The organism is Paenibacillus sp. FSL L8-0502, assembly GCF_038593055.1.
Classification (GTDB): domain Bacteria; phylum Bacillota; class Bacilli; order Paenibacillales; family Paenibacillaceae; genus Paenibacillus; species Paenibacillus polymyxa_D.
In genome coordinates, this window is sequence record NZ_CP151958.1 from 5,243,699 (window position 1) to 5,268,054 (window position 24,356).

The 24,356-nt window shown below is 45.8% G+C and carries 19 protein-coding genes; all 19 read right to left on the reverse strand.

The window, feature by feature from the left end; translation table 11 throughout:
* Positions 1–164: 164 nt before the first annotated feature.
* The 19 genes from NSQ57_RS22875 to atpG all read right to left on the reverse strand — a co-directional run bounded on the left by NSQ57_RS22875 (position 165) and on the right by atpG (position 24,300).
* Complete coding sequence (locus tag NSQ57_RS22875) at positions 165–4,184, reverse strand: S-layer homology domain-containing protein (RefSeq protein ID WP_342425350.1); 4,020 nt, start codon at positions 4,182–4,184, stop codon at positions 165–167.
* 190 nt (positions 4,185–4,374) lie between these two features.
* A complete protein-coding gene (locus NSQ57_RS22880; protein ID WP_029514606.1) occupies positions 4,375–5,505 on the reverse strand; it encodes an MraY family glycosyltransferase in 1,131 nt (376 codons plus the stop codon).
* A 137-nt stretch (positions 5,506–5,642) separates the two neighbouring features.
* Positions 5,643–6,404 (reverse strand): WecB/TagA/CpsF family glycosyltransferase, encoded by a 762-nt coding sequence (locus NSQ57_RS22885; protein ID WP_029514607.1) that lies wholly within the window; start codon positions 6,402–6,404, stop codon positions 5,643–5,645.
* Between the two features lie 8 nt (positions 6,405–6,412).
* Entirely contained in the window at positions 6,413–7,549 is a 1,137-nt protein-coding gene (csaB, locus tag NSQ57_RS22890) for a polysaccharide pyruvyl transferase CsaB (protein ID WP_209947810.1), read from the reverse strand.
* A complete protein-coding gene (locus NSQ57_RS22895; RefSeq protein WP_069010004.1) occupies positions 7,525–9,540 on the reverse strand; it encodes a DUF5693 family protein in 2,016 nt (671 codons plus the stop codon). The genes csaB and NSQ57_RS22895 overlap by 25 nt, the downstream gene beginning before the upstream one ends.
* 260 nt (positions 9,541–9,800) lie before the next feature.
* A complete protein-coding gene (locus NSQ57_RS22900; RefSeq protein WP_342425351.1) occupies positions 9,801–11,519 on the reverse strand; it encodes a phospho-sugar mutase in 1,719 nt (572 codons plus the stop codon).
* 98 nt (positions 11,520–11,617) lie between these two features.
* Complete coding sequence (gene fabZ, locus NSQ57_RS22905; protein WP_342425352.1) at positions 11,618–12,064, reverse strand: 3-hydroxyacyl-ACP dehydratase FabZ; 447 nt, start codon at positions 12,062–12,064, stop codon at positions 11,618–11,620.
* 888 nt (positions 12,065–12,952) lie between these two features.
* Positions 12,953–13,165, reverse strand: a complete 213-nt coding sequence (locus NSQ57_RS22910) for a DNA-directed RNA polymerase subunit beta (RefSeq protein ID WP_069010007.1) — start codon at positions 13,163–13,165, stop codon at positions 12,953–12,955.
* Positions 13,166–13,175: 10 nt separating this feature from the next.
* Complete coding sequence (locus NSQ57_RS22915; protein ID WP_340933439.1) at positions 13,176–14,003, reverse strand: flagellar hook-basal body protein; 828 nt, start codon at positions 14,001–14,003, stop codon at positions 13,176–13,178.
* A gap of 13 nt (positions 14,004–14,016) precedes the next feature.
* Positions 14,017–14,901: a flagellar hook-basal body protein gene (locus NSQ57_RS22920; RefSeq protein ID WP_165146178.1), complete on the reverse strand. Its 885-nt coding sequence runs from the start codon at positions 14,899–14,901 to the stop codon at positions 14,017–14,019.
* 121 nt (positions 14,902–15,022) lie between these two features.
* Positions 15,023–16,021: a rod shape-determining protein gene (locus NSQ57_RS22925; RefSeq protein ID WP_023990703.1), complete on the reverse strand. Its 999-nt coding sequence runs from the start codon at positions 16,019–16,021 to the stop codon at positions 15,023–15,025.
* A gap of 171 nt (positions 16,022–16,192) precedes the next feature.
* The gene (gene spoIIID / locus NSQ57_RS22930) at positions 16,193–16,480 is read right to left on the reverse strand and encodes a sporulation transcriptional regulator SpoIIID (RefSeq protein ID WP_007432737.1); all 288 of its coding nucleotides are present in this window, start codon (positions 16,478–16,480) and stop codon (positions 16,193–16,195) included.
* Between the two features lie 201 nt (positions 16,481–16,681).
* The gene (locus NSQ57_RS22935; RefSeq protein WP_209947806.1) at positions 16,682–17,422 is read right to left on the reverse strand and encodes a M23 family metallopeptidase; all 741 of its coding nucleotides are present in this window, start codon (positions 17,420–17,422) and stop codon (positions 16,682–16,684) included.
* A 70-nt stretch (positions 17,423–17,492) separates the two neighbouring features.
* The gene (gene spoIID / locus NSQ57_RS22940) at positions 17,493–18,920 is read right to left on the reverse strand and encodes a stage II sporulation protein D (protein ID WP_340933442.1); all 1,428 of its coding nucleotides are present in this window, start codon (positions 18,918–18,920) and stop codon (positions 17,493–17,495) included.
* A gap of 228 nt (positions 18,921–19,148) precedes the next feature.
* On the reverse strand, positions 19,149–20,504 hold the full coding sequence (gene murA / locus NSQ57_RS22945) for a UDP-N-acetylglucosamine 1-carboxyvinyltransferase (protein ID WP_029518503.1): 1,356 nt from the start codon (positions 20,502–20,504) through the stop codon (positions 19,149–19,151).
* A gap of 324 nt (positions 20,505–20,828) precedes the next feature.
* Positions 20,829–21,080 (reverse strand): DUF1146 family protein, encoded by a 252-nt coding sequence (locus tag NSQ57_RS22950; protein ID WP_013373430.1) that lies wholly within the window; start codon positions 21,078–21,080, stop codon positions 20,829–20,831.
* A gap of 347 nt (positions 21,081–21,427) precedes the next feature.
* Positions 21,428–21,841, reverse strand: coding sequence for a F0F1 ATP synthase subunit epsilon (locus NSQ57_RS22955; RefSeq protein ID WP_013312322.1), 414 nt, complete (start codon positions 21,839–21,841; stop codon positions 21,428–21,430).
* A 70-nt stretch (positions 21,842–21,911) separates the two neighbouring features.
* Complete coding sequence (atpD, locus tag NSQ57_RS22960; RefSeq protein WP_029518505.1) at positions 21,912–23,312, reverse strand: F0F1 ATP synthase subunit beta; 1,401 nt, start codon at positions 23,310–23,312, stop codon at positions 21,912–21,914.
* Positions 23,313–23,433: 121 nt separating this feature from the next.
* On the reverse strand, positions 23,434–24,300 hold the full coding sequence (atpG, locus tag NSQ57_RS22965) for an ATP synthase F1 subunit gamma (RefSeq protein WP_023990707.1): 867 nt from the start codon (positions 24,298–24,300) through the stop codon (positions 23,434–23,436).
* Positions 24,301–24,356: the final 56 nt, after the last annotated feature.

The window sequence follows — 24,356 nt, forward strand, 5'->3', positions numbered from 1 at the left end:
AACGTTGTAAGGCTAATCCAAAGTTCTTACCTCATTGATATTATGGCATAGGCCCTTAATTCCAGTCAAATAGCTGATTTATAAAAAACATCCCTCTCATGTATATGAAAGGGAATTTCCATTTCGCATGGAGGGATGTTTAATAATTTCAGGTGTTTTGTTAATTAGATTTTAGGAAGCAGCTTTTTATCAGCCATAACTTTAGCTACAATAATGGCTGCATCTCCACGCAAGGTCAGGGAAGTAGGATTAAACATATATCCTTTTTTCAGATCGCTTGCATCAACAGGTGAACCCGTAATAAAGCCTTTCTTGGCAATAGCCAACACAGATGCCTGTGCATAGTAATCAATTTTGTCCGCATCTTTAAAGGTCTTAGACAGATTCTTCATGATCTTGTCATGATCTGTTTCAAGCTTCAAATTCAATGCCTTAGCGATAATGACTGCTGCATCTTGGCGTGTGATTACATCTTCCGGCATAAAGATTCTTGGTTGCGAACCTTTGACAATACCAGCGCGTGCAGCTGTTTCAATATAACGATAATCATAGAGCGCATCTGCTGATATCGTATTTGGAATAGACACGTCGTCAAAATGCTTCGCTCCGCTGAAATTAAGCGGAATTTGCAGACCTTTGACGATCATAGACGTAAATTCGCCTCTTTTAATGTAGCTGTCAGGTCCAAAGCTATTAATTGGATCCATTGGGTTCATGACACCTTTAGCCAAAATGGCTTCGATGTAATCTCTGGCGTATTTGTGCTTAATGACATCACTATACGTTTCTCCAACTTTAGCAACTACATAGTAACCGAAACGATCAAACGGTACTTTAATGGTGTGTTTTTTCGGATCCACCACACCACCAATGTTCTGCCAGTCTTTAAGATCAGAATCAAAATAGAACACCGACATTTGTTTCCCTGCATCTTGAGCAATACTACTATCATACGTCAGCGTCAATGTAGCACGCTTGGAAGGTACTAACTCGTTAGATGGGTCACGCCAGTAGAAGTTTTTGATCTTGCTGCTGTCATTTTGCGACTTGTTAGCCAATTGATAAGGATCAGCACCATATGTCACTGGATCGTAAGCATCCGTTTTGATATCATCTGCGGTACCTGGGTCAATCCAGAATACTGGACTGGACTTGGTAAAACGACTTGGGAAATCCCGGTTGAAGTATCTACTTCCGTCTGCAATCAAGCTCCGCATATCGGACAATGCTTTTTCAGTTTCAAATTCATGACGGTCTACCACACCATCTTCGCTATTTGCTATCGCAAAGTACAAAGTATGCCCAGAGAAAACCTGGTTTTTGAATTGCTGTGGTTGATCGTAATCCCGGCGAATTAGACTCGTTCCCTTCGCAAAAGCAAGTGTAAGATTACCATCGAACACTTTGTGCGATGTTTTCATCGCTTCCATGTACTGCTCGCCAGGAATATTTGTAGGCACATATTTAACAGTAATGGTTTGTTTCAGTTTTTCTTTGCCTACTGTAACCACTACGTCAATTTTATTATCTTTGTTGGCTTTTAGACCTGTTACGATGGCTTTGTAAGTTGATGGGTAATCAACGGTACCATCATAGTCAGAATCAAATCCTTCTTGAACCGCTTTTTCCTTACCTACCATAACACTATCTGCGTTACCTGCGTTCACAACAACTTGCACAAAGTTTTGATTCACGATTCTCTTTTCAGGGAGCGGACGCAAAATATCAAAAGATGTAGATTGACCTGATACTTGCAGTCGGAAAGTAGCAAATGGTCCGCTCTTGCCGCTATTGTACAAGGTAATGTTATAAGCTACTGGTGTTCCATCTTGCGAAATAGTTTGGTTTTTCAACACAAAGCTGAAATACTTTTTGTCCGGATGGTAGTACACAAGCAGGTCTTTTAAATCTTTATTAGTAAATTTATCTGTAGTAGAACCGGAATTGTATGTTGTCTTAGCATCTTCTGCTGAGAAAAACTCGTTACTCAACGTCCAGTTGAATTCACTGTCATCCGATCCCTTAATCTCCAAAATATATTGATCTTTATTGGCAATATCACTTAACGAACCATTTACCTGATCTGCTTTACCCAAATCGGCAATACTGAAAGTACCAAATACATTGATATTTTTCAGAGATGTATTGTAGTTAGTATCATCCACTTTGGTGAAATTAGCATCTTTTGATTTCGGAGCAATTTCGCTATACTTCGGTGTATTGCTCAAGCCGCTAACTGGTGTAAAAGGGATGATTCCTTGTGTATTTGGAACAGGAATTACTGGAATATTCGTCTGTGTAAAGTTTACTTTTACCGTATTGCTGTACTCAATACCTGGCTTGTACACAAACTTGATTTCATTATTCCCGTTCGCCAAGGCATTGGCTGCGGCTGTCTCAGAGGAAGCAGCAAGCTTGAAGTCCGCTCCTGAACCATCCAAATCAACCAATACATTATTAATATACAGGAATACATTTCGGTTACTTCCAGTGTAATGAATATCTGCTGCGTTGCTCACATCAAGCAATTTACCTTTAAAGTTGCCCAGCTGAGTCAATTTATAGGTATTCAAGTTTGAGCTGGATGTATTCAACGGGATTTGTTGCCCATCATAAATCGTGTCGTATTTCATAAACGGACCCTGCAACAGATTCACCGTTGCTTTAATGAACTTAGTTGAGTCACCATTCAGATAAAAATTCAGTACATTTTGTCCTTCTTTAGGCAAAGTGTCTACATAAGCAACAATTTTCTTCACTTGCGTTGACTTACCATTGATTGTCCGAATCACATCTTGAGGCGACCCTACAATATTAACCGTTACTCCGGAAAGCTCACTAATCGAAGAAGGTGCACCATTAACAACGATAAACTCCATACCTACAGGTACAGATGCAGCATCTGTAGTCTTGTTCTTCATAGAGCTACCTGTTAATTTCATAGCTTCATCTAGGGCAGCTGCCTGATCAGACCCGCTTCCTTTAGTTCTGTTCAGCAATTGAGTATTAAAATCAGGAAGATAGTTAATATCATCAATATACGGCTGAGTACTGCTGCGCAATGTAAATTGGACAGCCGATGGAGCCGGTGGTGTACTGCTATCCGTATAAGTTATGCCCAGGGATGCTCTGGTCAAATGATCAAGTACAGCTTCCGAAGGTACAGTCACCTGAAATGGATATACTTTATAACCATTTGATGTAACTACATTTGCAGTATCAATTGTGGCATCAACCCCAGTCGCACTACCCACAGCACTACCATTGTTACTCACATCGGTAAAACGTGCATTGATTGTGGCCACTCCTGGATCGGTTGCACCGCCTGGCACCAAAACATTACCTTTTAAAACCACACCACTTGTAGACGATACGGTAAAGTCTGGTGAAGTGGTCAGATCAGCAGAAACATTTCCATCCTTGTTCAAGGTCAAATCAGAAAATTCCGGTTTACCCGTATATATCGTAATTTCACGTGTAACTGTAAGAGCCTGAGTTCCGTTATTCACTTTAATGGTCACTATATTTTTACCCGGACTCAGTACAACACTACCCGTTAGTTTATAGCCAGTGTAAGAGCTGACATTATACGTATTACTGCTTTTTGCAGACGTGAGCGTTACACTGTCAGCATTAGGAGCCGTACCTTGAATGACTACTTTCACATCATCCGTACCGCTATTGCGTGCGTCTGTCAGCACTGCCGTCTGATTCTCTAGCAACTGCTCGGTTTCACCATTCAGCGTGGCAGATAGATCATAAAGCTTGGGTCCATCCTGATACTCAATGTAAATGGAGTCCTTCATATCAGCCGAATTTTGGCTACTTTGAAATGTAATCCGGTTCAAACCAGGAAACAGTTTAATGTCTGTAACTTTAAGCGTAGAGCCACTGACCGTAATTCCGCCTTTTTGACTCTCATTTTTATTAACTACGTTAAGGTTTGTTCCATTTTTAGAGAGTTGGAATACACTATAAGATATCGTGCTTCCGTTCACTCCGTTAATCGTACCGTTAACTGTAACACGGTCAGTGTTTACCATTCTAGCCGAATCCACATCATATTTCTCACTTGGAAAAATAAAATAAGTTCCCGTCGCAGCATGAGCCGTACCTACCAGGGCCGCCGGCACCAAGCCAATGATGAGACCAACCGTCAGCAACATGGATAGCAATCGTTTCAAATCATTGTCCTCCTTTGATTCTGTCGCACCTTGGGGTACGTAATCATTCAATACTTTTTTTATCGGTAGTAAACATACAAAAAATTAGTAAATTCTCAAAAAAGGAGGGAGTTTTTTTACAGAAAACATCAAAATAGCCTTCAAACCCGCGGTATACCGCCAAGCTTGAAGGCTTACTTTTAAATTAAAATTATAATTTCGAACGCGTCTGGGAATCTGGCTTAGCCAACAACCGAATCAGTGTGTTAATAACTGGGCGTTTGGTTTTGCCAACAAGACCAATAACCTCTGCACCGATCTGTAGGAAGAACATCATAATACAAATCACGACAAAGGTAACCCAGTTCGCTTCATTAAGCGCAGCAGACGATTGAATCACGGCCAATACACCGAAAAATGCAGCAATACCGTAGATAATCAACACCGTCTGTCTGTGACTGAAACCTAGTTCGCGTAGGCAGTGATGCAAATGACCTTTATCCGGAGAGAAAATCGGTTTTTTCTGCAACTTGCGACGAATGATAGCAAAGAATGTATCTGACAATGGTACACCGATAATAATCAATGGCGTAATAAAAGATACGATAGCAATTTGCTTGAAACCAAGCATGGATAGCATGGCCAGACAGAAACCTAAAAATAATGACCCTGTATCACCCATAAATATTTTTGCAGGATGAAAGTTAAAAAATAGGAATCCGATAATACTGCCCAGCAGCACAAGACAAAGCATAGCTACCATGTAATTACCCATCAATATCGACATCACAAAAATAGTTCCAATCGCAATGCCTGAGACACCTGCAGCCAGTCCATCCAGACCGTCAATCAAATTGATGGCATTCGTTACACCTACGATCCAAAAAATCGTAAGTGGAATGGAAATCCAGCTTTCCAAAGATGAGTATGCATCCTGAAAAGGTACATTTACAAAATCTACACGAATATCAAAAGCAAACACGACCATACACGCAACGGCAATTTGAGCCAAAAATTTCAATTTTGCATTGAGATCGAAACGATCATCGAGAGCACCAATCAGTGTAATCAGCGTACCGCCAATCAGAAAGGCTGCGATAAAGTTAATATCCCGAGAGGACAGCATTCCGTCAGGCACAAAAGGTAACACCGCCAATAAGGACAACAGAAATGCCAAGAAAATCCCCAGTCCGCCAAGACGCGGCATAATTCGGGTATGTACTTTTCGGGCATTCGGTACATCGACGGCTCCAACCTTCACAGCGAATTTCTTGACGAGCGGTGTCAGTAACAGCGCAAGTCCCAGTGCCATGATGAACCCAATAATATAGATCAATAACATTTGATCATTCGACCCCCAATTTTAAAGCAATCCCTTTTCAGATGTAACCGCATTGAATTATACTCTGATCAAAAATAAATACCAAGCTTCATATTCTGGCAAATTAGCGGGTTTTGGAGGCAGATTCAAGCTATTTATCACACTTTTGTGACGTTTTCTTTTTCGCGCATCACTTTCGCGGCGAATTTCGGCAGCGCAAGCATTCTTTTGTAACGGCTTGGCTCTTTGAGGAGTCTATATAACCATTCAGCCCGTAGCTTTTGAAACAATTTAGGTGCGCGTTTGGTTCTGCCTGATATAACATCGAAGCTGCCGCCAACCCCCATCATCACCGGTACACCCAACTTTTCCTTATATTTACCAATCCAGGGTTCCTGTGTGTCCGCTCCACGTGCTACAAACAATAAATCAGGATTTGCTTCACGAATAGCTGCAATTACGGCTTCATCCTCTTTTGGTCCAAAAAAACCATCACGCTTGCCACAAACCGTAATTGCGGGATAAAGCTCATGTACCCGCTTTGCGGTCGCTTGAATCACCTCAGATGTTGATCCCAGTAAATAAACCTTCCAATGATAGTTTTCGCCAGCTGCAAGTAATTCATGTAACAAGTCAAAGCCCGCTACACGCTCAGGTACAGGATGTCCTACATAGTTTGCAGCCCACACTACGCCGGTCCCATCCGGGACAATCAGCTCCGCCTGTTTCATCACGTTCATGTACACTGGATCTTCCAATGCTGCCATTACCATTATCGGATTGGCAGTGATCACTTGATGGGGCCGGCGAGACTCCACTGCTTGAATTAATACATTTAATGTATCTTTCATATTAAGCCTTGATACCGGAACACCGAAAATCGGGACGGTAGGCACATTCGTAACCTTATCAACTGTCACTGTATCCATCATCCTTTGCGACACAAGTAATTAACGATATGCTGCGCCGGTAAGCGAGCCTCACTTTTTAACAAAGCAATGGCCGCTCCCTGGCTCTCGATCCATTGACTTCGCTGATCCAGCAACCGCATAGACTCATTAGCCAGTTTTTGTCCATCCAGTGCCTCTGTAGTGCCTACAGGCTGGCTACCGACACGGCTGAGGAAATGATCAATTTTAGGATCATAGGATATCCCCAACGGAGGCACCTGATGGGATGCTGCATAGATCAAGCTGTGTAATCGCATCCCGATCATCAAACTGCAACGACTGACTTCCAAAAGCATCTGTTGAGGATCGGTGACTTGATCACACATGCTTACAATGCTTCCCGTCCCCCTAATATCCCCCAACAAATCCATTACCATCCTTGAAGCCTGCTCGTCATCAGGCAGATGGAAAGGTAAAAAACGTAAGTGTACACGGCGCTCAGCAGCTAATTTTTTTAAGCCCTCCGCGATAGCCTTCAAATCGCGGCGTTCCTTATCCCAGTAACGTACAGATACGCCAACGATCGGGGGTTGATCCTGATCAGTCTCAGTTGCTGCTTTATGCAGCTCGGAACCTCGGGGCAATGGAAGCCCCATTACCGGATCAGGAACAACTTCGACAACCGGGTTCTTTAGTTTCATAGTATCCAGTAGTGCGGCAGACTGCTCATCTCTTACAGAAACATATTCACAGCGCTGAAACACAGAACGGATCATAGGATAAAATATCTTCCGTTGTACTGGACCAATGCCCTGAGCATATACAAACGTCGGCTTTCCAGCCCATTGGGCCAGTTTCAGAATCGCCAGATAATACGGAATACTTTTAGGGCTTGTTGCATCCTGGAGCAGACTCCCGCCGCCACTTATTAGCCCATCGCTGTTTTTAATCGCTCTACGAACTTCCCCCAAACTCATCCGCGGTACAGCTTCTACTCCGTACATTTTCTGTGTCCAAGCAGGGTCAGAAGATAGAACAACAGGCTTGACCGTGATACCCGCCTGACGGCTCTCCTCCTCTAAAGCTGTCAAAATCGACTTGAGCACCGCCTCATCCCCACTATTGTGAAAGCCGTAATAACCCGAGATGATTATCGTTTGAGCTGTGGTGACCATTTCTTCCAACACCCTTCCAGCACTTGCCACACGACAATTGCGATGATTCCCAGCACCAGACCGAAGCCCAATCCTAACAGCCCGCGACTAAGCGACAGTGCCGCTGGAGAGTGAATGTGAGCAAAGGTATCCACCATAGAGGCTTGACCAATAGCAGCTATAATCAGCAAATAGATTGCTTTGCGATATTTCAAACTCAGGAACGCTCCTGCAATAAACAGTGGGTGAGCCATCAAAAATTCCTTATTGCGTGGACGTACGCCAAACGCATTTTCAAGGAAGTTCCGGAATGCCAGCTCCGTATTCGACACTGTGCCCGCATTTCCAGTACGAGTCAAATAGTAATAACCTGCGGCTGCGATAACAGCCAGTGCGATCACCCACAATACAGTAATCGGCGTACGTAGCAGCTTGGAAATCTCCTCTCGTATAGAAACGCCACGATAAAAGAAAATATATATCGCTGCCAAGAAGATCGGCAGAATGTGAAGCAAGCTTACACCTCTGAATTGGTTCAGCACAAGGCTGTAAGCAATACTATTCAACAGAGCAATAACAAATGGTACTGCAGCCAGCGACAAAATCGCTGTCCGTACGTACAGTATAAGCGTTTGAACCAAACGCTGACCTGCAGAAAGTTCAGCCCCCTGTTCACGTTTAATTCTAATCGTGTGCACAGCAATGATCATTGCAACCGTTGGTCCGCTAATCGCCGCGAGTAGGGCTAGACCTTGCTCCATCAAGCTGGAGTTCAAAACATAAAGTCCTGCTGAACCTACCAAACCGAGTGCAAATGCCAGCAAAGTCAATGCCGGGACGAAATAGGACACCATAATGGAGAAGAATGCCAGTGCACCTAGTACGACAATCATTTTCAAATAGCGCTGAATGGACGAATCGACTACTTGGAATGGTTCAGCCTGTCCGAGTTCAAACCCCTTTTTCTCCATCCGTTGTACAGCGTTACCCGGCTTATCCAAGCTGTGGATCAGGTTATCTACCGAATCCTTCACCTTGGCTTCAGCAATACTACGGCTAGGCGCGGTATTCAGATACAACATGCGAATATTACGATCCTTGGTAGCCAGAGCAAAACGATCGGCCAACGTTTCCACATCCAGCGTTGCATCTTTATCGCTCAATGAGTATAAACGCACAACGTTATAGTGGATATCGTAAGCGAGCTTATTGAAGCCTGCTTGCGGTTTTTTTAAGTTTTCGATAGCAGCTAGGCCAATATCGTATTTGTTCAGCAATTTAGCAAATGCCGCTAAGCTATGCTCTTTCTCGTTATCGGTGAAGCCTTTGACTGAATCACCTTCAAACAAAATGCGTTTTACACCATTCTGCTGAAAAGAAGCAAGCATCTCTTCTGTCAACTCCTGGTTATAAGGAAGACTGTCGCTCATCCGTGGAACAATAAAAAATCCTTTGCTCCGAAGCTGCTTCATCGCAATCGGGTCAGGCTGCATGGGCTTGAGGTACGCATCCTCTGGAGATGTTTCCACAACTAACCCTTCCTGTCCCTGATAAGTCCAAGGTTTTACATTAATGTCCAGGCTTGTAAACGTACGTAAAATTAACGGCTTTAATGCCTCCGCATTTTCTTTGTCAGCAAAAACAATATACGTAAAATTCTCATTTGCAGGTGAAAGCCGTTTTTCCATATCGGCAACGTTCTGAGTCGTATAGGTTACGACACGGCCCGCTTTACGAAAATCATCCAACGTACTTTCATACATCGCCATGCTGTTCACACCCGCCTGCTGTAAGCGGTCAAGCTGCTCATTCAGATAGTCCTGCGGATGAGCCTGATACGAGGCTGCCTCCGTCAAATCCCGATAATCGAATACAATCTCTACTTTTTTACTCGAGGATTCTGTCTTCACACGATCGGCGATGACTGGAATGGAAGCCAGCAAGCCGACAGCCACCAAAATCCATAACCATTTTCGAGAAGCCGTATTCCAATACTGCCATTTCTGATACACCAAAGAACCTCCTTAATATTCGGGATTTTGCAAAATTCAATGCTGCCCACCTTGTCGTACTCAGCCTTTTGGTAGGTCACTCATTGAATTTTGCAAAATCCTCCGCTGCCGGAATAAGCCTATTTTCCCCAAAGCCTCTTCCAGGTTATTCTGCAATACAGAAATGACCTCCACGGCGTACTGCCCTTTGCCGTGAGAGGTCACCGATTACTATATCTTATCCAATTACCTTAACCTATTCTATTATAAAGGGATTTTTCTCAAGCGTCTACGCGAGACATAACAGCATCGACCAGGTGGCTGATTCTTTGCTCCGCGTCTGATAGCGAGGAACCGCGTACCGCAAAGTATACTTTGATTTTCGGCTCTGTTCCCGAAGGGCGCAGGCAAAACCACGAACCGTCCTCCAGTAAGAATTTGAGTACATTTTCCTGTGGAAGACCGTCCAGACCATGTGAGTAGTCCAGTACCTTATCTACCTTCACGCCTGCAATCTCTTGAGGCGCGTTGCTACGCCAATCGGTCATTTTGCCCTGAATCTGTGCCACTCCATCCTTACCCTTAAGAGTACGAGACTCCAGCTTCTCAAGGAAGTAGCCAAACTGCTCGTACAGCTCTTGTAAAACATCATAGAGCGTCTTACCTTGTGTGCTGTAATAAGCAGCAGCTTCAGCGATCAGCATAGCCGCCAAGACAGCATCCTTATCGCGAGCATAATTCCCTGCCAAATAACCATAACTCTCTTCATAGCCAAACAAGTAGGTGTACTCGCCAGTTTGATCAAACTGGTTCATTTTCTCGCCAATATACTTGAAGCCAGTTAGCGTGTTAAACACGGTTGCTCCAAAATGTTCGGCAATAACTGCACCCATTTCGCTGGTTACGATGGTTTTGATAACAGCCCCATTATTCGGAAGCTTGCCTGTTTCTTTCAGCTGATTCAACAAGTAGTAAACCATGATCGCACCAGACTGATTACCGGACAATACTACATATTCGCCATCACGGTTTTTCACAACTGCACCCATACGGTCAGCATCAGGGTCTGTTCCGATCAACAGATCTGCACCAATTTTCTCACCCAGCGCAATTGCCAGTTTAAACGCATCGCGTTCTTCTGGGTTTGGCGACTTAACAGTCGAAAATTCAGCATCTGGCAGCTCTTGCTCAGGCACAATATGCACCTGTTCAAAACCGATTTTCTCCAGTACGCGACGAACCGGTACATTTCCAGTGCCATGGAGAGGCGTAAACACAACTTTGAAATTTTTGCCTGGTCCGGCTGCAATCAGCTCACGGTTCACACTCACACTGGCTACCGTATCTACAAACGCTTCATCTTCCTCTTCTCGAAGCCAAACCAACAATCCCTGTGCCTCTGCTTCCTCACGTGTCAGACTGCGAATGTCAGCAAAAGAAGGAACCTCACGGATATAACTAATTACCTGTTCAGCCTGATCAGGAACAAGCTGACCCCCTTCATCGTTGTATACCTTGTATCCATTATACTCAGGAGGATTGTGACTGGCTGTTACAACGATCCCTCCACTGGCTCCCAAATGACGTACACTAAACGAAAGCTGTGGCGTTGGACGCAAGGAAGGGAACAATTTAGCCACGATACCATTGCCCGCCAGCACCAAAGCTGCATCCAGTGCAAACTCTGGTGAAAAATGACGCGAATCATGCGCAATGACAACCGAAGGTTTGCCTTCTTTACCAGCATGCTGTTCTAAAATATAGCGAGCCAGCCCTTGAGTCGCACGTCCAATGACGTAACGGTTCATCCGGTTACTCCCTGCTCCGATCACTCCACGCAGACCGCCTGTGCCAAATTCCAGCTCTTTGTAAAAGCGATCCTCCAGTTCCTGCTCGTTGCCTTCCAATGCGCGCAACTCCTGTTTGGTTTCTTCATCAATATAAGGGTCTTGCAGCCAGCTCTCAATGCCTTCTAATGCTTTTTTACTCAACTGCGTCATACGGAATTTCCCCTCTCCATTTTTGGTTTATCAAAACAGGATTTCTATGTACACTTGCACTCGGTTCAGACCTCGTGCTTATGTCGGCAGAGCTTTATTTATTGGGGAGGGTCAGATAGAGCAAACATAATTTCGCCCTCAGCTACTACCGTATCGCTTACTTTAGCCGTAGCTTTCCCTTTGCCAAATGCGCCTTTGGAACGAGTGATTTCCACTTCAAGCGTTAACGTATCACCAGGAACCACCTGTCCTCGGAAACGGAAACCATCCAATCCTGCCAAGAACCCGATTTTGCCACGATTGCTCTCTAGGTGCAGTAATGCGACTGCCCCAACTTGAGCCAGTGCTTCGGTAATCAACACACCAGGCATAACGGGATACCCCGGAAAATGTCCAATGAAATGAGGCTCATTCATCGTTACATTTTTAATGCCTACTGCTCTTTTCCCTTCCTCCAGCTCAATAATACGATCAACCAATAAAAATGGCGCTCGATGTGGGATAATCTCCTGAATTTGATTAACATCCAATTGCAATTTGTCCATTTACCTTAATAACTCCTCCCGCTTGCAGGTCTGACTCTGTATCAATCATGAGTTACTGCAAGCATAATATTACCCCGCCTACGCTGTATAAAAACAGCTCTTGGCGGCAACAATGTTAGATATCCTTCACCTACTGCAGAAGTGGAGGTTGAGATAAGGGGCTTTTTCCGCCGGTTATGCAACCTGAGGCGCGAAGAAGCCCTTTTGCCCGTGCTTGGTTTTACCCCGCAGTGTTATAAACTTCCCCATCATTATACAGTTATCAGATGCAAAAAGAAAATTACGCGGAAGTACCATATTGTGTGCTCCTAATATGGTGTAAAGCGGGAATTCATTTGAGCTAAAGGGAGGGACTACGGGGATGGATCATTCTTCCGATCGCTGTTAACCTCGGATTTCCCATTGTATAAGAATTCAAGGGTAAAATCCGAGGTTAAAGGCGAAGCTATCGCTTCTTCAGAACGATTCCATCCCCTCCGCCGAGTTACTTTTAGCTCAAAAGGAAAGCCTCGCTTCAATAATGCTCGCTTGTCGGGAAAGGCGGAACAAAAGTGAAGGCCTCTGCGATGGCCTTCACTGACCGCAATCCATGCGTGGGAGTTTCCTGCCATTGAAGACGAACAAAACCCTGCGCCGTTGGCACAGGGTTTTGTTCGTCTATACTCCCCACACAATGGCGGGTGGTTTATTTTAATAAGAGTGGCACTAATGGCGGGTAGCAGCGGAGCGAAAGATTTGAATCTGGAGAAGCGTGAGCGTTCGCCTTTGCAACGGGATTTTCACATCTAAAAACTTAATAATTAGGAAAATCGCGTTACAACAGCGATCATAAGATCAAATCATTCGCGGAGCGGTCTTTTCCCGCCACCCCATTCTTTTAAAGTAAACTTAAGGCGCAAAAATAAGATCAATGACATGCTGCCAGGTTCTCCATTCAAATACGCCTGACAACCCTTGCTTACCTACAATTACATATCCTGCAATTAAGCCGCCTAACAGCGATAACAGGAGCAGCAACGGAACTATGAAATAACGAGCAGTACGCCAGCGGGACTTCGTCTTTACAGGCACCGGACGGGAATCAGATTGTTCTTCTTTCATCACCAAATCCTTAAGCCCTCAGATTGTTGGCCATGTTCATCATCGTATCGCTAGAAGTTAATGCCCGTGCCGCCATTTGATACATCCGCTGAACTTGCATCATATCCGTCATTTCGCCCGCTAAATCCACATTAGATTCCTCGAGATAACCGGAACGCACAGATACGTCCGCTGGAACAGCACCTGCCACACCTGCAGCTCCGAATACATTTGCCTCTGTTACACCATTCAACAACACGAACAGGTTATCATCCCGCTGTTCCAGTCCCTCTGGACGCTGTACATCCATTAGCTTGATTCTCTGACCAACTGTCGGAATCCCAGTTCCATTAGCACGAATCAGCAATTCGCCATCCGAGTTAATAGCCACCTTGGAACCCGCTGGAGCAGTCACAGGAACATCATTGTTATCCAGCACGGAGTAGCCTTCAGCAGTGGTCAACATCATCGTCGCACTATCATTCGGATCAGGAATAAAATGAAAGCTACCATCACGGGTCCAGGCTTTTTGCCCATTTCCTTGAACTTCAAACATGGCATTACCCTGGATCGCCAGATCAGTAGGAAGTCCCGTCTCCTTGAGCGGACCTTGCTCCATATTTTTCATGATTGCGGCCGTTTTAACTCCGTAGCCCAAATTATAACCGAGCGGCATGGCCCGTCCATTTTGGAGATACGTTGAAGGCTGTTGTTTCACATTGGCCAATACATCTTCAAAGGAACCCTGTTTACTCTTATAACCAACTGTATTGACATTGGCAATATTATCGGCAATTAAATCCAAACGCTGCTGCACACTGGCCATAGATACCATTGCACCAATCATGGAGTTGTTCATCACTTACCCCCTGTTATACACGGCCTACTTCATTAACGGCCTTGTCCAAGCTTTTATCATAAAATTGAATTACCTTCTGATTCGCTTCGTACGCTCTTAACGCAGCCATCATATCCACCATTGACTGTGAAGCATCTACATTAGATACCTCCAGGTAACCTTGACGAACGGATACAGCATCATTAGCGGTCATCATCCTAGCTGTAGCACCATCAGTATCATTCAGACGGAAATTCCCATTACCCTCACGAACGAGCTGGTACGGACGATCAATGACACTAATACCGAGCGTCGTCCCCAATGTCTGGTTGGACTGGCTATCTACCAATTCGCCCCGCTCATTTACTTTAAGCTCTGAGACAGCCCCGGTCAATTGAATTGGGTTTCCATTCGTATCCAGCACCGCTGAGCCAGTCGATGAAAGCAATGCTCCCGCTCCATTTACTTGAAAATGCCCATCACGTGTATAACGAACATTCCCATTACTGTCCCGCACCGAAAAAAACGCTTCTGGACGGTAGGTGACTTCACCGTTAGCATTGATGAATTTTCCCGCCTGATCAAAAGCCATAGGTTGACCAGTAGCTGGGTCGTTCACATTAATATTGGACTGTATCGCAAAATCCGTCGCTTGTCCACTGTCCTTTAATGCTCCCTGAATGTAAGGGGAGAGGCTTTCCTCAGCAAAAACGCCAGTATTGAGCTTGCCGACCGTACGGTCCGGGTTATCAGGGTTACCACCCGTCATGGATATAAGCATTTCGGGGAAAGAACGCTGAACACTGTTCTCCTGTTTGTATCCCGTCGTATTCATATTAGCAATATTTTGCGTCACGGTGTCATGGCGTCGTTGTTGTGTCATCAATCCGGCGGCCGCAGTATATAAACCTCTCAACATGTAACGTGCACCCCAATCCTATACTCTGCTAAAATCATATGCTCGCGCGGAGGCACGAAGGCCAAAATGCTAGGCAACCTGCCTGACCGCACACGAGTCTCTTATAGTCACTATCGGCAGATTAGAACTTTTTCTTAACCACATGATCCAAATTATCTAGCATAATTCCTGTACCTTTAACAACACAATGCATCGGATCTTCGGCAACCAGTACGGGAACGCGCAGTTCTTCAGCAAGTAGCTCGTCCAATCCGCTAAGCAAGGCACCGCCACCAGTCAAAATAACACCACGGTCAATAATATCAGCTGACAGTTCCGGTGGGGTCTGCTCCAATACAAACTTGGCCGCAGCAACAATCGCTGACACAGGATCTCTAAGTGCATCCTGCACTTCATCTGCAGATATACTTAACGTTTTGGGCAATCCGGATACCATATCCCGTCCACGGATGTCCATCTCTGCACGACGTCCACTCGGATGCACAGTTCCGATAGCAATCTTGATATCTTCAGCCGTACGTTCTCCGATCAGAAGCTTGTACTTCGTTTTTACATATTTCATGATGGCTGTATCAAATTTGTCCCCTGCCATTTTAATGGAAGAAGCTGTTACGACATCCCCCATAGAGAGGACTGCAACGTCAGTCGTTCCGCCACCAATATCCACTACCATGTTGCCGCTAGGCTCAAAAATATCCATTCCTGCCCCGATGGCAGCCGCCTTTGGCTCTTCCTCCAAAAATACTTCCTTGGCCCCGCTACGTTCCGCCGCTTCACGAATCGCTTTTTGCTCCACTGAGGTAATGTTCGTTGGCGCACAAATTAGAATACGAGGGTGGCTGTACCAGCTTTTTCCCCCCACCCGATTGATAAAATATTTTAACATCGCTTCTGTTACTTCAAAATCGGCGATGACACCATCACGTAATGGACGGATGGCTATGATATTACCAGGAGTACGTCCCACCATACGGCGCGCTTCCTCTCCGACAGCCAGGACTCTTTTTGTATCGCTTTCTATCGCGACAACGGAAGGTTCGTCAAGAACAACCCCCTTCCCTTTGACGTGGATAAGCACGTTGGCCGTACCGAGGTCGATACCGATATCATTACTGAACATATTAAAAAGGCCCCCAAAGTGATATTTTAAAAAGCTAAGATTCGACAAGAAGCGGCAAATATATGTATAAACCTACGGTTACATGTCATTTTTCGTCTTGTACCATCTTTTAACATATCATACTTCAGGGGGTTGATTCAATGGCTTTGCCAGCCAATTCACTATATATTTTTAGGACTTGCCGGAAACGAGAATTTCCCTTCGTTTGCCACTCGTTTTTTTGTACTTAATTTTCGTGGCTTCTCCCCCCCGCAGATGGCGGATGGATTTATGGTATTCAAGAATGTGCTTCACCTGATCGGCAAGATCCGGGTTGATTTCAGGCAGCCGTTCGGTCAGATCTTTATGCACCGTGCTCTTGGAGACACCAAATTCCTTGGCAATCGTACGGACCGTATTCCTTGTTTCCACGATACAGCGACCGATTTTGATGGTCCGTTCCTTGATGTAATCGTGCACGCTCCCGCCTCCCTACTGTGGATAGTTTGGTACATTATATGAGGAGCGTGCCTATATATTCGCGGTTTGGCGGGAAGACATGCTTCGGAAGGCCTATTTATTTGGCAAAAGCAGCTTATGTTTACCTTATGCACAAAAACTACACAAGAAAAAAGCAGGGAATATGGATTCCCCGCTTTGCATGCAAAGCCATGACCAGATTTATTTTTTAGGAAGCAGACCTGCTGGATTCACAGGCTTGTCATCCTGATACACTTCAAAATGCAAATGTGTTTTCAAATCCTTTTCAAGCTCGTTACGACCCGCTGAAGCAATCACATCGTTTTGTTTCACTTGATCGCCTTCTTTTACTTTCAGATCACTCAAGCTTTGGTACACCGTTTTGAGATTATTATCATGCGTAATTTCTACGACATTACCTACCAGCGGATGTTGTTCCACACGAGATACTTTGCCACTCAGGGCGGCTCTTACTTCAAACGCCTGATCGTCAGTCCGGGAAAGATCAATCCCAGTGTTAGCGGTAAATGTTTTATCGTACTCTACCATAGCTGCCGCCTGCTCATCAGCGGTCGCATTCTCATCAAAGAACGGCTTTACGACCTGTACTGCGCCAGCATCTGCCACTGGCCATGCGATATTTTCCGACTGGGCAACGACTTCCACGCTTTCTGGCTGTTGTCCGTTAACATCGGTATTCATTGCACTTGTGCTTTGTACCGATGGACTAGCTGGGTCAGGTTTGAAAGACTTCTGGCTGGCATCCTGATAGACCCACACTAAAGTTAGTATAATGGCTGCTGCGGCAATGTAGGCTGCCGGGTATGCCCACCTTTTGGACAACAGCTTTTTCCACGAAGACGGCCGCGAAGCTCTTCCACCCTGAAAGGTTTTGGGTGTCTCTTCATGGTTTTGGTTCTGGTTTTTATTTTGTTCATTCATTTGCTCATCACCTCAGTAACCAGTGTTACCGGGTGCAACTCTTTTATACTTCAAAGTTTCGAAATATTTACTAACTTAGAATACGAGAGGCTTGCGCAAAAGAAATGCCAGTATAATAGTGAAGGAGTATTTGAGTGGCAGTATGACCTTCTTTGGCCATTCCATTGGCTCCCCACTGACTCATACCAACACCATGACCATAGCCATAGGTTGTTATAGCAATCCGGTCCCCTTCAGCCTTCCACGTAAACTCAGCCGAACGCAACCCCAGTTTGTTACGGATCTCAGGTCCTGTAAAGATTGAGCCACCAACTTCAATTTTCTTGATGCGATGTCCTTCTGTCTTGGAGAGTATACGAATTTCTGGCATACTTCCTCCTCCAGTAGAGGCGGCAATTGCAGTACGACTTAACCCCAATCTATCGAACACGCTTTGACGACTCAGTGTGACGGTTTCTGAATAACGCGGGGCCAACTGCTTGTCCCATGGACTTGATACGCTTCGTAAATAGGGCACTGCCTTCGCCCACACATCCTCTGAATTTTCGGTGTAGCCATTGCTAGTAGAAAAAAAAGATGCCGTAATGGGCTTGCCTTCATATACCATGATCGTATCCTTGGTGTCTCGTACGGCCTGCTGAATTTTAGCCAGCTCTGCGGATTTACCAGAATGTCCCCATTCTCTAGTAAGTTTAGCTTTGGAGATATAAGCCTGATGTTTAACAGTATCCGTCACATCTGCTCCCGCAGGGGCACCGCTAGTGTCATCAGCCAGCAAGCGCCGGGCAATGAAGGTACGCGCGGCAATAGCCTGCGCTTTCAGTGCCTCCCCCTCGAAGCTGGGCGGCATTTCGGCGGCTACTACGCCGACAATGTATTGCTCCAGCGGTAACGTCTCCGTGCGACCGGTGGACGTGACATACACACGCACGTCCGGCTCTGCCGCCACCGGCACGCTGCGCGTTGGAGCCGCGGGCACCGCTGGCATCGGCGGGACGCCCGGTAAGCGCGTGACGGGCGCCTCACCCTTTGCCGTCACGCTAGGCGCAGCCGGTGCTGCCGTGCGGCTGCTTGGCGGCACCGGCTGCGCCGTCTGGCGAGGCCACGCCATTAGCGCGGGCACAGCCATGGCAAGCACCAGCACCCCTGCCATGGCGGCGAATGGCAGCCATGGGCGGCGGCTGCCCCAGCGTGGGGCACGCCCGGTGGAAGGACGCAGGTGCGGCAGCGGGCTTGCAGCGCGTGTGTCATGGGCCGCTACTCCAGCGATAGGCAGAGCCGTATCAACGGAGTTCACAGCGGAAGGCACGGCTGTTGTACGCCGATTGGGCTTGACGCCAGTCGGCAATGTACCTCTTGCGTCCGACTGCTGTTGCATAAGCTTATTTTTCTGTAACAAGGTAGCTATAGAGCCAGTGTCTTCCTCCGCAAGTGAAGCCTGGCGATGTTCCTTAGGATGATGAATGGGTATACGGATGCGAACCTGTGAATCTTTCATAGGCTGAAACCTCCATCAAAGGGCTAAGTGTCCGGCTGGAAGTATAGATATACTCCAGCAGATATTTTCAATCATATGAAGTCGTCCACTTTGATAGAACCATTTTAAGAGAACTGAAAGAATGAAAAAGACAGGCTATAAACAATAAAAAGAACCAAGTCCTCTCGGACTTGGTTCTTCGTTGTTTAAGAATATACGTATGCAACATGAAGCTACATGCGTTAAAGCTTAGGCGAGGGAAGGCTGAATCTTCTTAAACAGATTCCCAGACGCCTCTTCCGGCATTACGCGCTCTGTACTGGGTGAATGATCCAGTTTGGACTCTTCCACGGTCACTCTGTAAATGTCCGCTCCCAATCCGGTCAGCTTCTCAGCCAAATGAACGTAACCACGATCGATGTGATGTACACCAGATACTTCCGTTGTACCTTCTGCAATGAGTCCGGTCAGAATTAACGCAGCACCTGCACGCAAATCTGTAGAGGTTACTTTCGCACCTGTCAGCTTAGCATTACCCGTTACAATGGCAGAACGGCCTTCGACCTTAATCTCCGCATTCATGAGATGAAATTCATCCACATGCATGAAACGATTTTCAAACACGGTTTCCGTAATAATGCTCGTTCCTTCAGCGGCAAGCTGAAGTGCCATCATCTGTGACTGCATATCGGTAGGAAAACCTGGATAAGGCAACGTTTTAACATCAACGGCTTTTAACGGCTTATCTGCAATGACACGAATTCCGTTCTCATCAGGTTGAATGGTTACACCCATTTCTTCCATCTTGGAAATAACCGGACCCAAATGATCGGATATTGCGCCTTCTACATATACGTTCCCGCCTGTGATCGCAGCAGCAACCATATAAGTACCTGCTTCTACCCGGTCGGGAATGACGGTATGTTTTACACCATGCAGCTTCTCAACGCCTTCAATACGAATAACGCCCGTGCCCGCACCGCGCACTTTGGCACCCATTCCATTCAGGAAATTTGCGAGATCAACAATCTCAGGTTCCTTAGCAGCATTCTCGATGGTAGTTACGCCCTCAGCAAGAGTAGCGGCCATCATAATATTCTCGGTTGCCCCTACGCTGGCTACATCTAAATAAACTTTAGCTCCACGCAGACGCCCGTTACTTTTAGCTTCAATAAAACCTTGGCCCAGGCTAATTTCCGCGCCCAATGCCTCAAAACCCTTCAAATGCTGATCAATGGGTCGCGTTCCGATTGCGCATCCGCCTGGAAGCGAGATTCTTGTGCGTCCCAAACGTGTAAGCAGCGGTCCCATAACCAAGAATGAAGCGCGCATTTTCCTAACCCACTCGTAAGGGGCTTCACAGGAAATTATCTTCCGCGCGTCAACACGAATGACCTCATCTTGGTATGTAACGCCTGCTCCTAAGGACTCCAGCACTTTGTTAATGGTCATCACATCGTCTAGAGGAGGTGCATCAATAATAACACTTTCTCCTTCTTCTCCTAGCAGAGAAGCGGCGATGATCGGCAGAACTGAGTTTTTGGCTCCGCTGACTTTGACACTCCCGGTCAATCTGTTGCCACCGCGGACGATAAATTTGCTCATCTATGGTTCCCTCCGCGCGTCATTTCTCTTTTCCATTCTGGAAAAAAAGAACATATTCCGCTATTTTCATGCCTTGCTTTTTCATTACATAAAAAAACAAGATTTTACTAATACCCTAACTGCCATCATACCACTGATTAAAACAAGTATACAAGCGTTTTTTTGTACTTGACGACCATTGTACTCTAACTGATTCAGCCAGCTATACATGTATGGTTCTTTTGTTTACCATTGTTAACAATATGACGCGATGTTATTCGACAATTCCCGCAGAGACACAGTCATAAGGTCATATAACCCGCCTACTTCATGTTAAAACAAATTCTAGAGCATCTGGCTCCAAGAGATGTAGCTCAACAGGAACCCCGAAACCAACTGTCCCAAAATAATAGCAAGAAACAAGTGCAGCAATCTGCCCTGCGGTCCTTTGGGTTGTCGGATTAACAAATCCAGCTTTAAGCTCTGTAAAGCCCACCAAGCTAATGCTATACAGATGAGCGATACGATCATAGAGATCAGCGCGGTCATACTCGCCGATTGACTTAGCTGTTCTGCCAATTGCTGTTTCCCGTTCAACCATAATTCCCCCCATCTGCGTCACAGACTTCTTTATAATACTCGGCGAACGCCTAATATGCCAGTGCTATTTCTGTTTTTAGGACATTTATTTCGACAAAATGTGATTAATCACTTCTGTTTCGTGAATTTAAAAGGTACTAAATACCTAGCAGCCAGGCAAGAAATAGGACTGTACATTTGGTCATAACAGCTAAAAAAAGAGTCCGATCACAGTGATCGAAGGAAGCAAGGTTCCTCCTCACCCTCTACCGGACATTTTCTGGCAGAAGTTATGAATTGGTCTCCTTGTCGTTCCATCCGTATACTATGCCGAACCCTTTTAAAATTCCACTTAAACTCCAATATTAATTCTTATTGGTTCTGATGCTTGTAGCATTTAGACGGTTAAGCGCCCGTTGCAGAGCTACTTCCGCCCGATGATGATCTATCTGTTCCTGCTTGCTCTGGAGCCGCAGTTCTGCCCGCTCCCTTGCCGCACGGGCACGTTCCACATCAATTTCTTCGGAACGTTCCGCGCTCTCAGCCAAAATGACCACTTTATCCTTGCGGACTTCAAGAAAGCCCCCATTGACCGCGATCACTTCGGTTTGACCACCGATTTTAATGCGTATCGGTGCAATCTTCAAGGGAGTGACCAAGGGAAGGTGTCCGGGCAAAATCCCAAGATCGCCTTCCGAGCCGCGAACACTGATGCTGTTTACCTGTTCTGTATAGACCAGGCGCTCCGGCGTCACAATCTCTAGTAAATACGTGCTCACTTGAATCCCTCCTGGAAGCTGTCCGCAGACAGCTCACTTCGTAAGGCTCGGCTAATCTTTGCCTGTATGTTTACAGCGTTTTAGCTTTTTCAACTGCTTCTTCGATGGCTCCCACAAAAAGGAAGGCCGCTTCTGGAAGGTGGTCATACTTGCCTTCCAAAATTTCTTTGAAGCTTCGTACAGTTTCTTTAACCGGCACATATTTACCTGGGAAGCCGTTAAATGTTTCGGCAACGTGGAAAGGTTGAGAAAGGAAACGCTGGATTTTACGTGCACGTGCTACCAACATTTTATCTTCTTCACTCAGCTCATCCATACCCAGGATGGCAATGATATCCTGAAGCTCATTGTAGCGGGCCAAAATTTGTTTTACCCCTTGCGCTACATTGTAATGCTCTTCACCCACAACGTCTGGAGCCAAAATCCGGGAGCTTGATGCAAGTGGATCAACCGCCGGGTAAATACCCATTTCGGAAATTTTACGTTCCAGATTCGTTGTAGCATCCAAATGGGCAAACGTTGTAGCAGGAGCCGGGTCAGTGTAGTCATCCGCAGGCACGTAGATCGCCTGAATGGAAGTAACGGAACCTTTTTTAGTAGAAGTAATCCGTTCTTGCAATTGACCCATCTCAGTAGCCAGCGTAGGCTGGTAACCTACTGCTGAAGGCATACGTCCCAACAGGGCAGAAACCTCAGAACCCGCTTGGGTAAAGCGGAAAATATTATCAATAAAGAGCAACACGTCACGGCCTTCTTGGTCACGGAAGTATTCCGCCATCGTCAGACCTGTGAGAGCTACACGCAAACGTGCACCCGGAGGCTCGTTCATTTGTCCGAACACCATCGCTGTTTTGTTGATAACGCCGGAATCTCTCATTTCATGGTACAAGTCATTTCCTTCACGTGTGCGTTCACCTACACCCGCAAATACAGAAATACCACCATGCTCCTGAGCGATATTGTTAATCAATTCTTGAATGGTTACGGTTTTACCTACACCAGCACCACCAAACAATCCGACTTTACCACCTTTGGCATAAGGAGCCAGCAAGTCGATAACTTTAATACCCGTTTCGAGCATCTCTGCTTGAGTTGTCAGCTCATCGAAAGAAGGAGCTTGACGGTGAATTGGGTTTCTAGCCGTTTCACTCATATCAGCACCATTATCAATTGGCGTTCCAAGTACGTTAAATACGCGTCCAAGAGTTGCTTCGCCGACAGGTACTGAAATAGGTGCTCCCAGATCTATGGCTTCAGCTCCACGAACCAAACCATCTGTGGAAGACATGGCAATACAACGCACACGGTTGTCACCTAGATGTTTTGAAGCTTCGAGCGTCAGGTCAATTTTGACTCCGCTCTCCAGCACAGTCCCAATATGAATGGCATTCAGGATTTCCGGAAGTTGTCCACGTTCAAACTCAACGTCGACAACCGGACCCATGATGCTCACTACGCGTCCTTTGTTCATCTTTTGGTTTCCCTCCTACAAGCTTGCACAGCCGCAAATCCGAACCACTCTGATTTGTTTTGCGCCCGCAATTTATCATAATAGTGTAGACTCTGCTATAAAACAGTCGCTATAAGCCTGATTAAGACTGAGCACTTGCTCCTGCAACGATTTCCGTAATTTCCTGGGTAATAGCCGCTTGACGAGCACGGTTATAGGTCAAGGAAAGCTCACCAATTAACTTGGAAGCATTCTTCGTAGCAGATCCCATTGCCGTCATCTTCGCTCCCAGTTCACTAGCTTTACCATCCAGCAAAGCGCCGTAAATGAGCGTTTCCGCGTAACGTGGCAGCAATACTTCCAGCACTCCTTCTGGTGAAGGCTCATACTCATAGTTAATTGAGGATGAAGCTGTAGCTGAATCCGGTGTCGCCATTGGTAACAGACGGTCAACTGTTGGAATTTGAGTCAATGCGTTGACAAAGCGGTTATAGCATAGATAAAGCTCATCAAATTCTTTAAGTTCAAAGCCTTGTACAGCCTTGCTTGCAATCGTTTTGATATCTGCAAAAGCAGGTGTATCCGACAGATCTGTTACCGATTCAGCGATAGGAAATTCACGACGTCTAAAATAATCCCGTCCTTTTCGCCCAATGATGAAAATCACAAATTCATCCTGTGAACGGTGACGTTCAGAAATCGTCTGCGTAACCTGTCGTAAAATATTGGCGTTATAACCACCAGCCAGACCACGATCAGATGTAATGATGAGATAAGCAGTCTTTTTAACCGGACGCGTTTCCAGCATTGGATGCTTGATGTTATTCGCTCCAGAAGCAATGCTACTCACAACTTCCTTAAGCTTTTCCGAGTAAGGACGAGCCGACTCCGCTTTCTCCTGAGCTTTTCTCAGCTTGGATGCAGCGACCATTTCCATCGCTTTCGTGATCTGCTTCGTACTCTGCACACTTTTAATCTGACGTTTAATCTCGCGCATACCTTTTGCCATGATTTCACCACCTTCAAGCTTTGGCAAAGCCAAAGCTAACTTCGTAAGATTCAAAT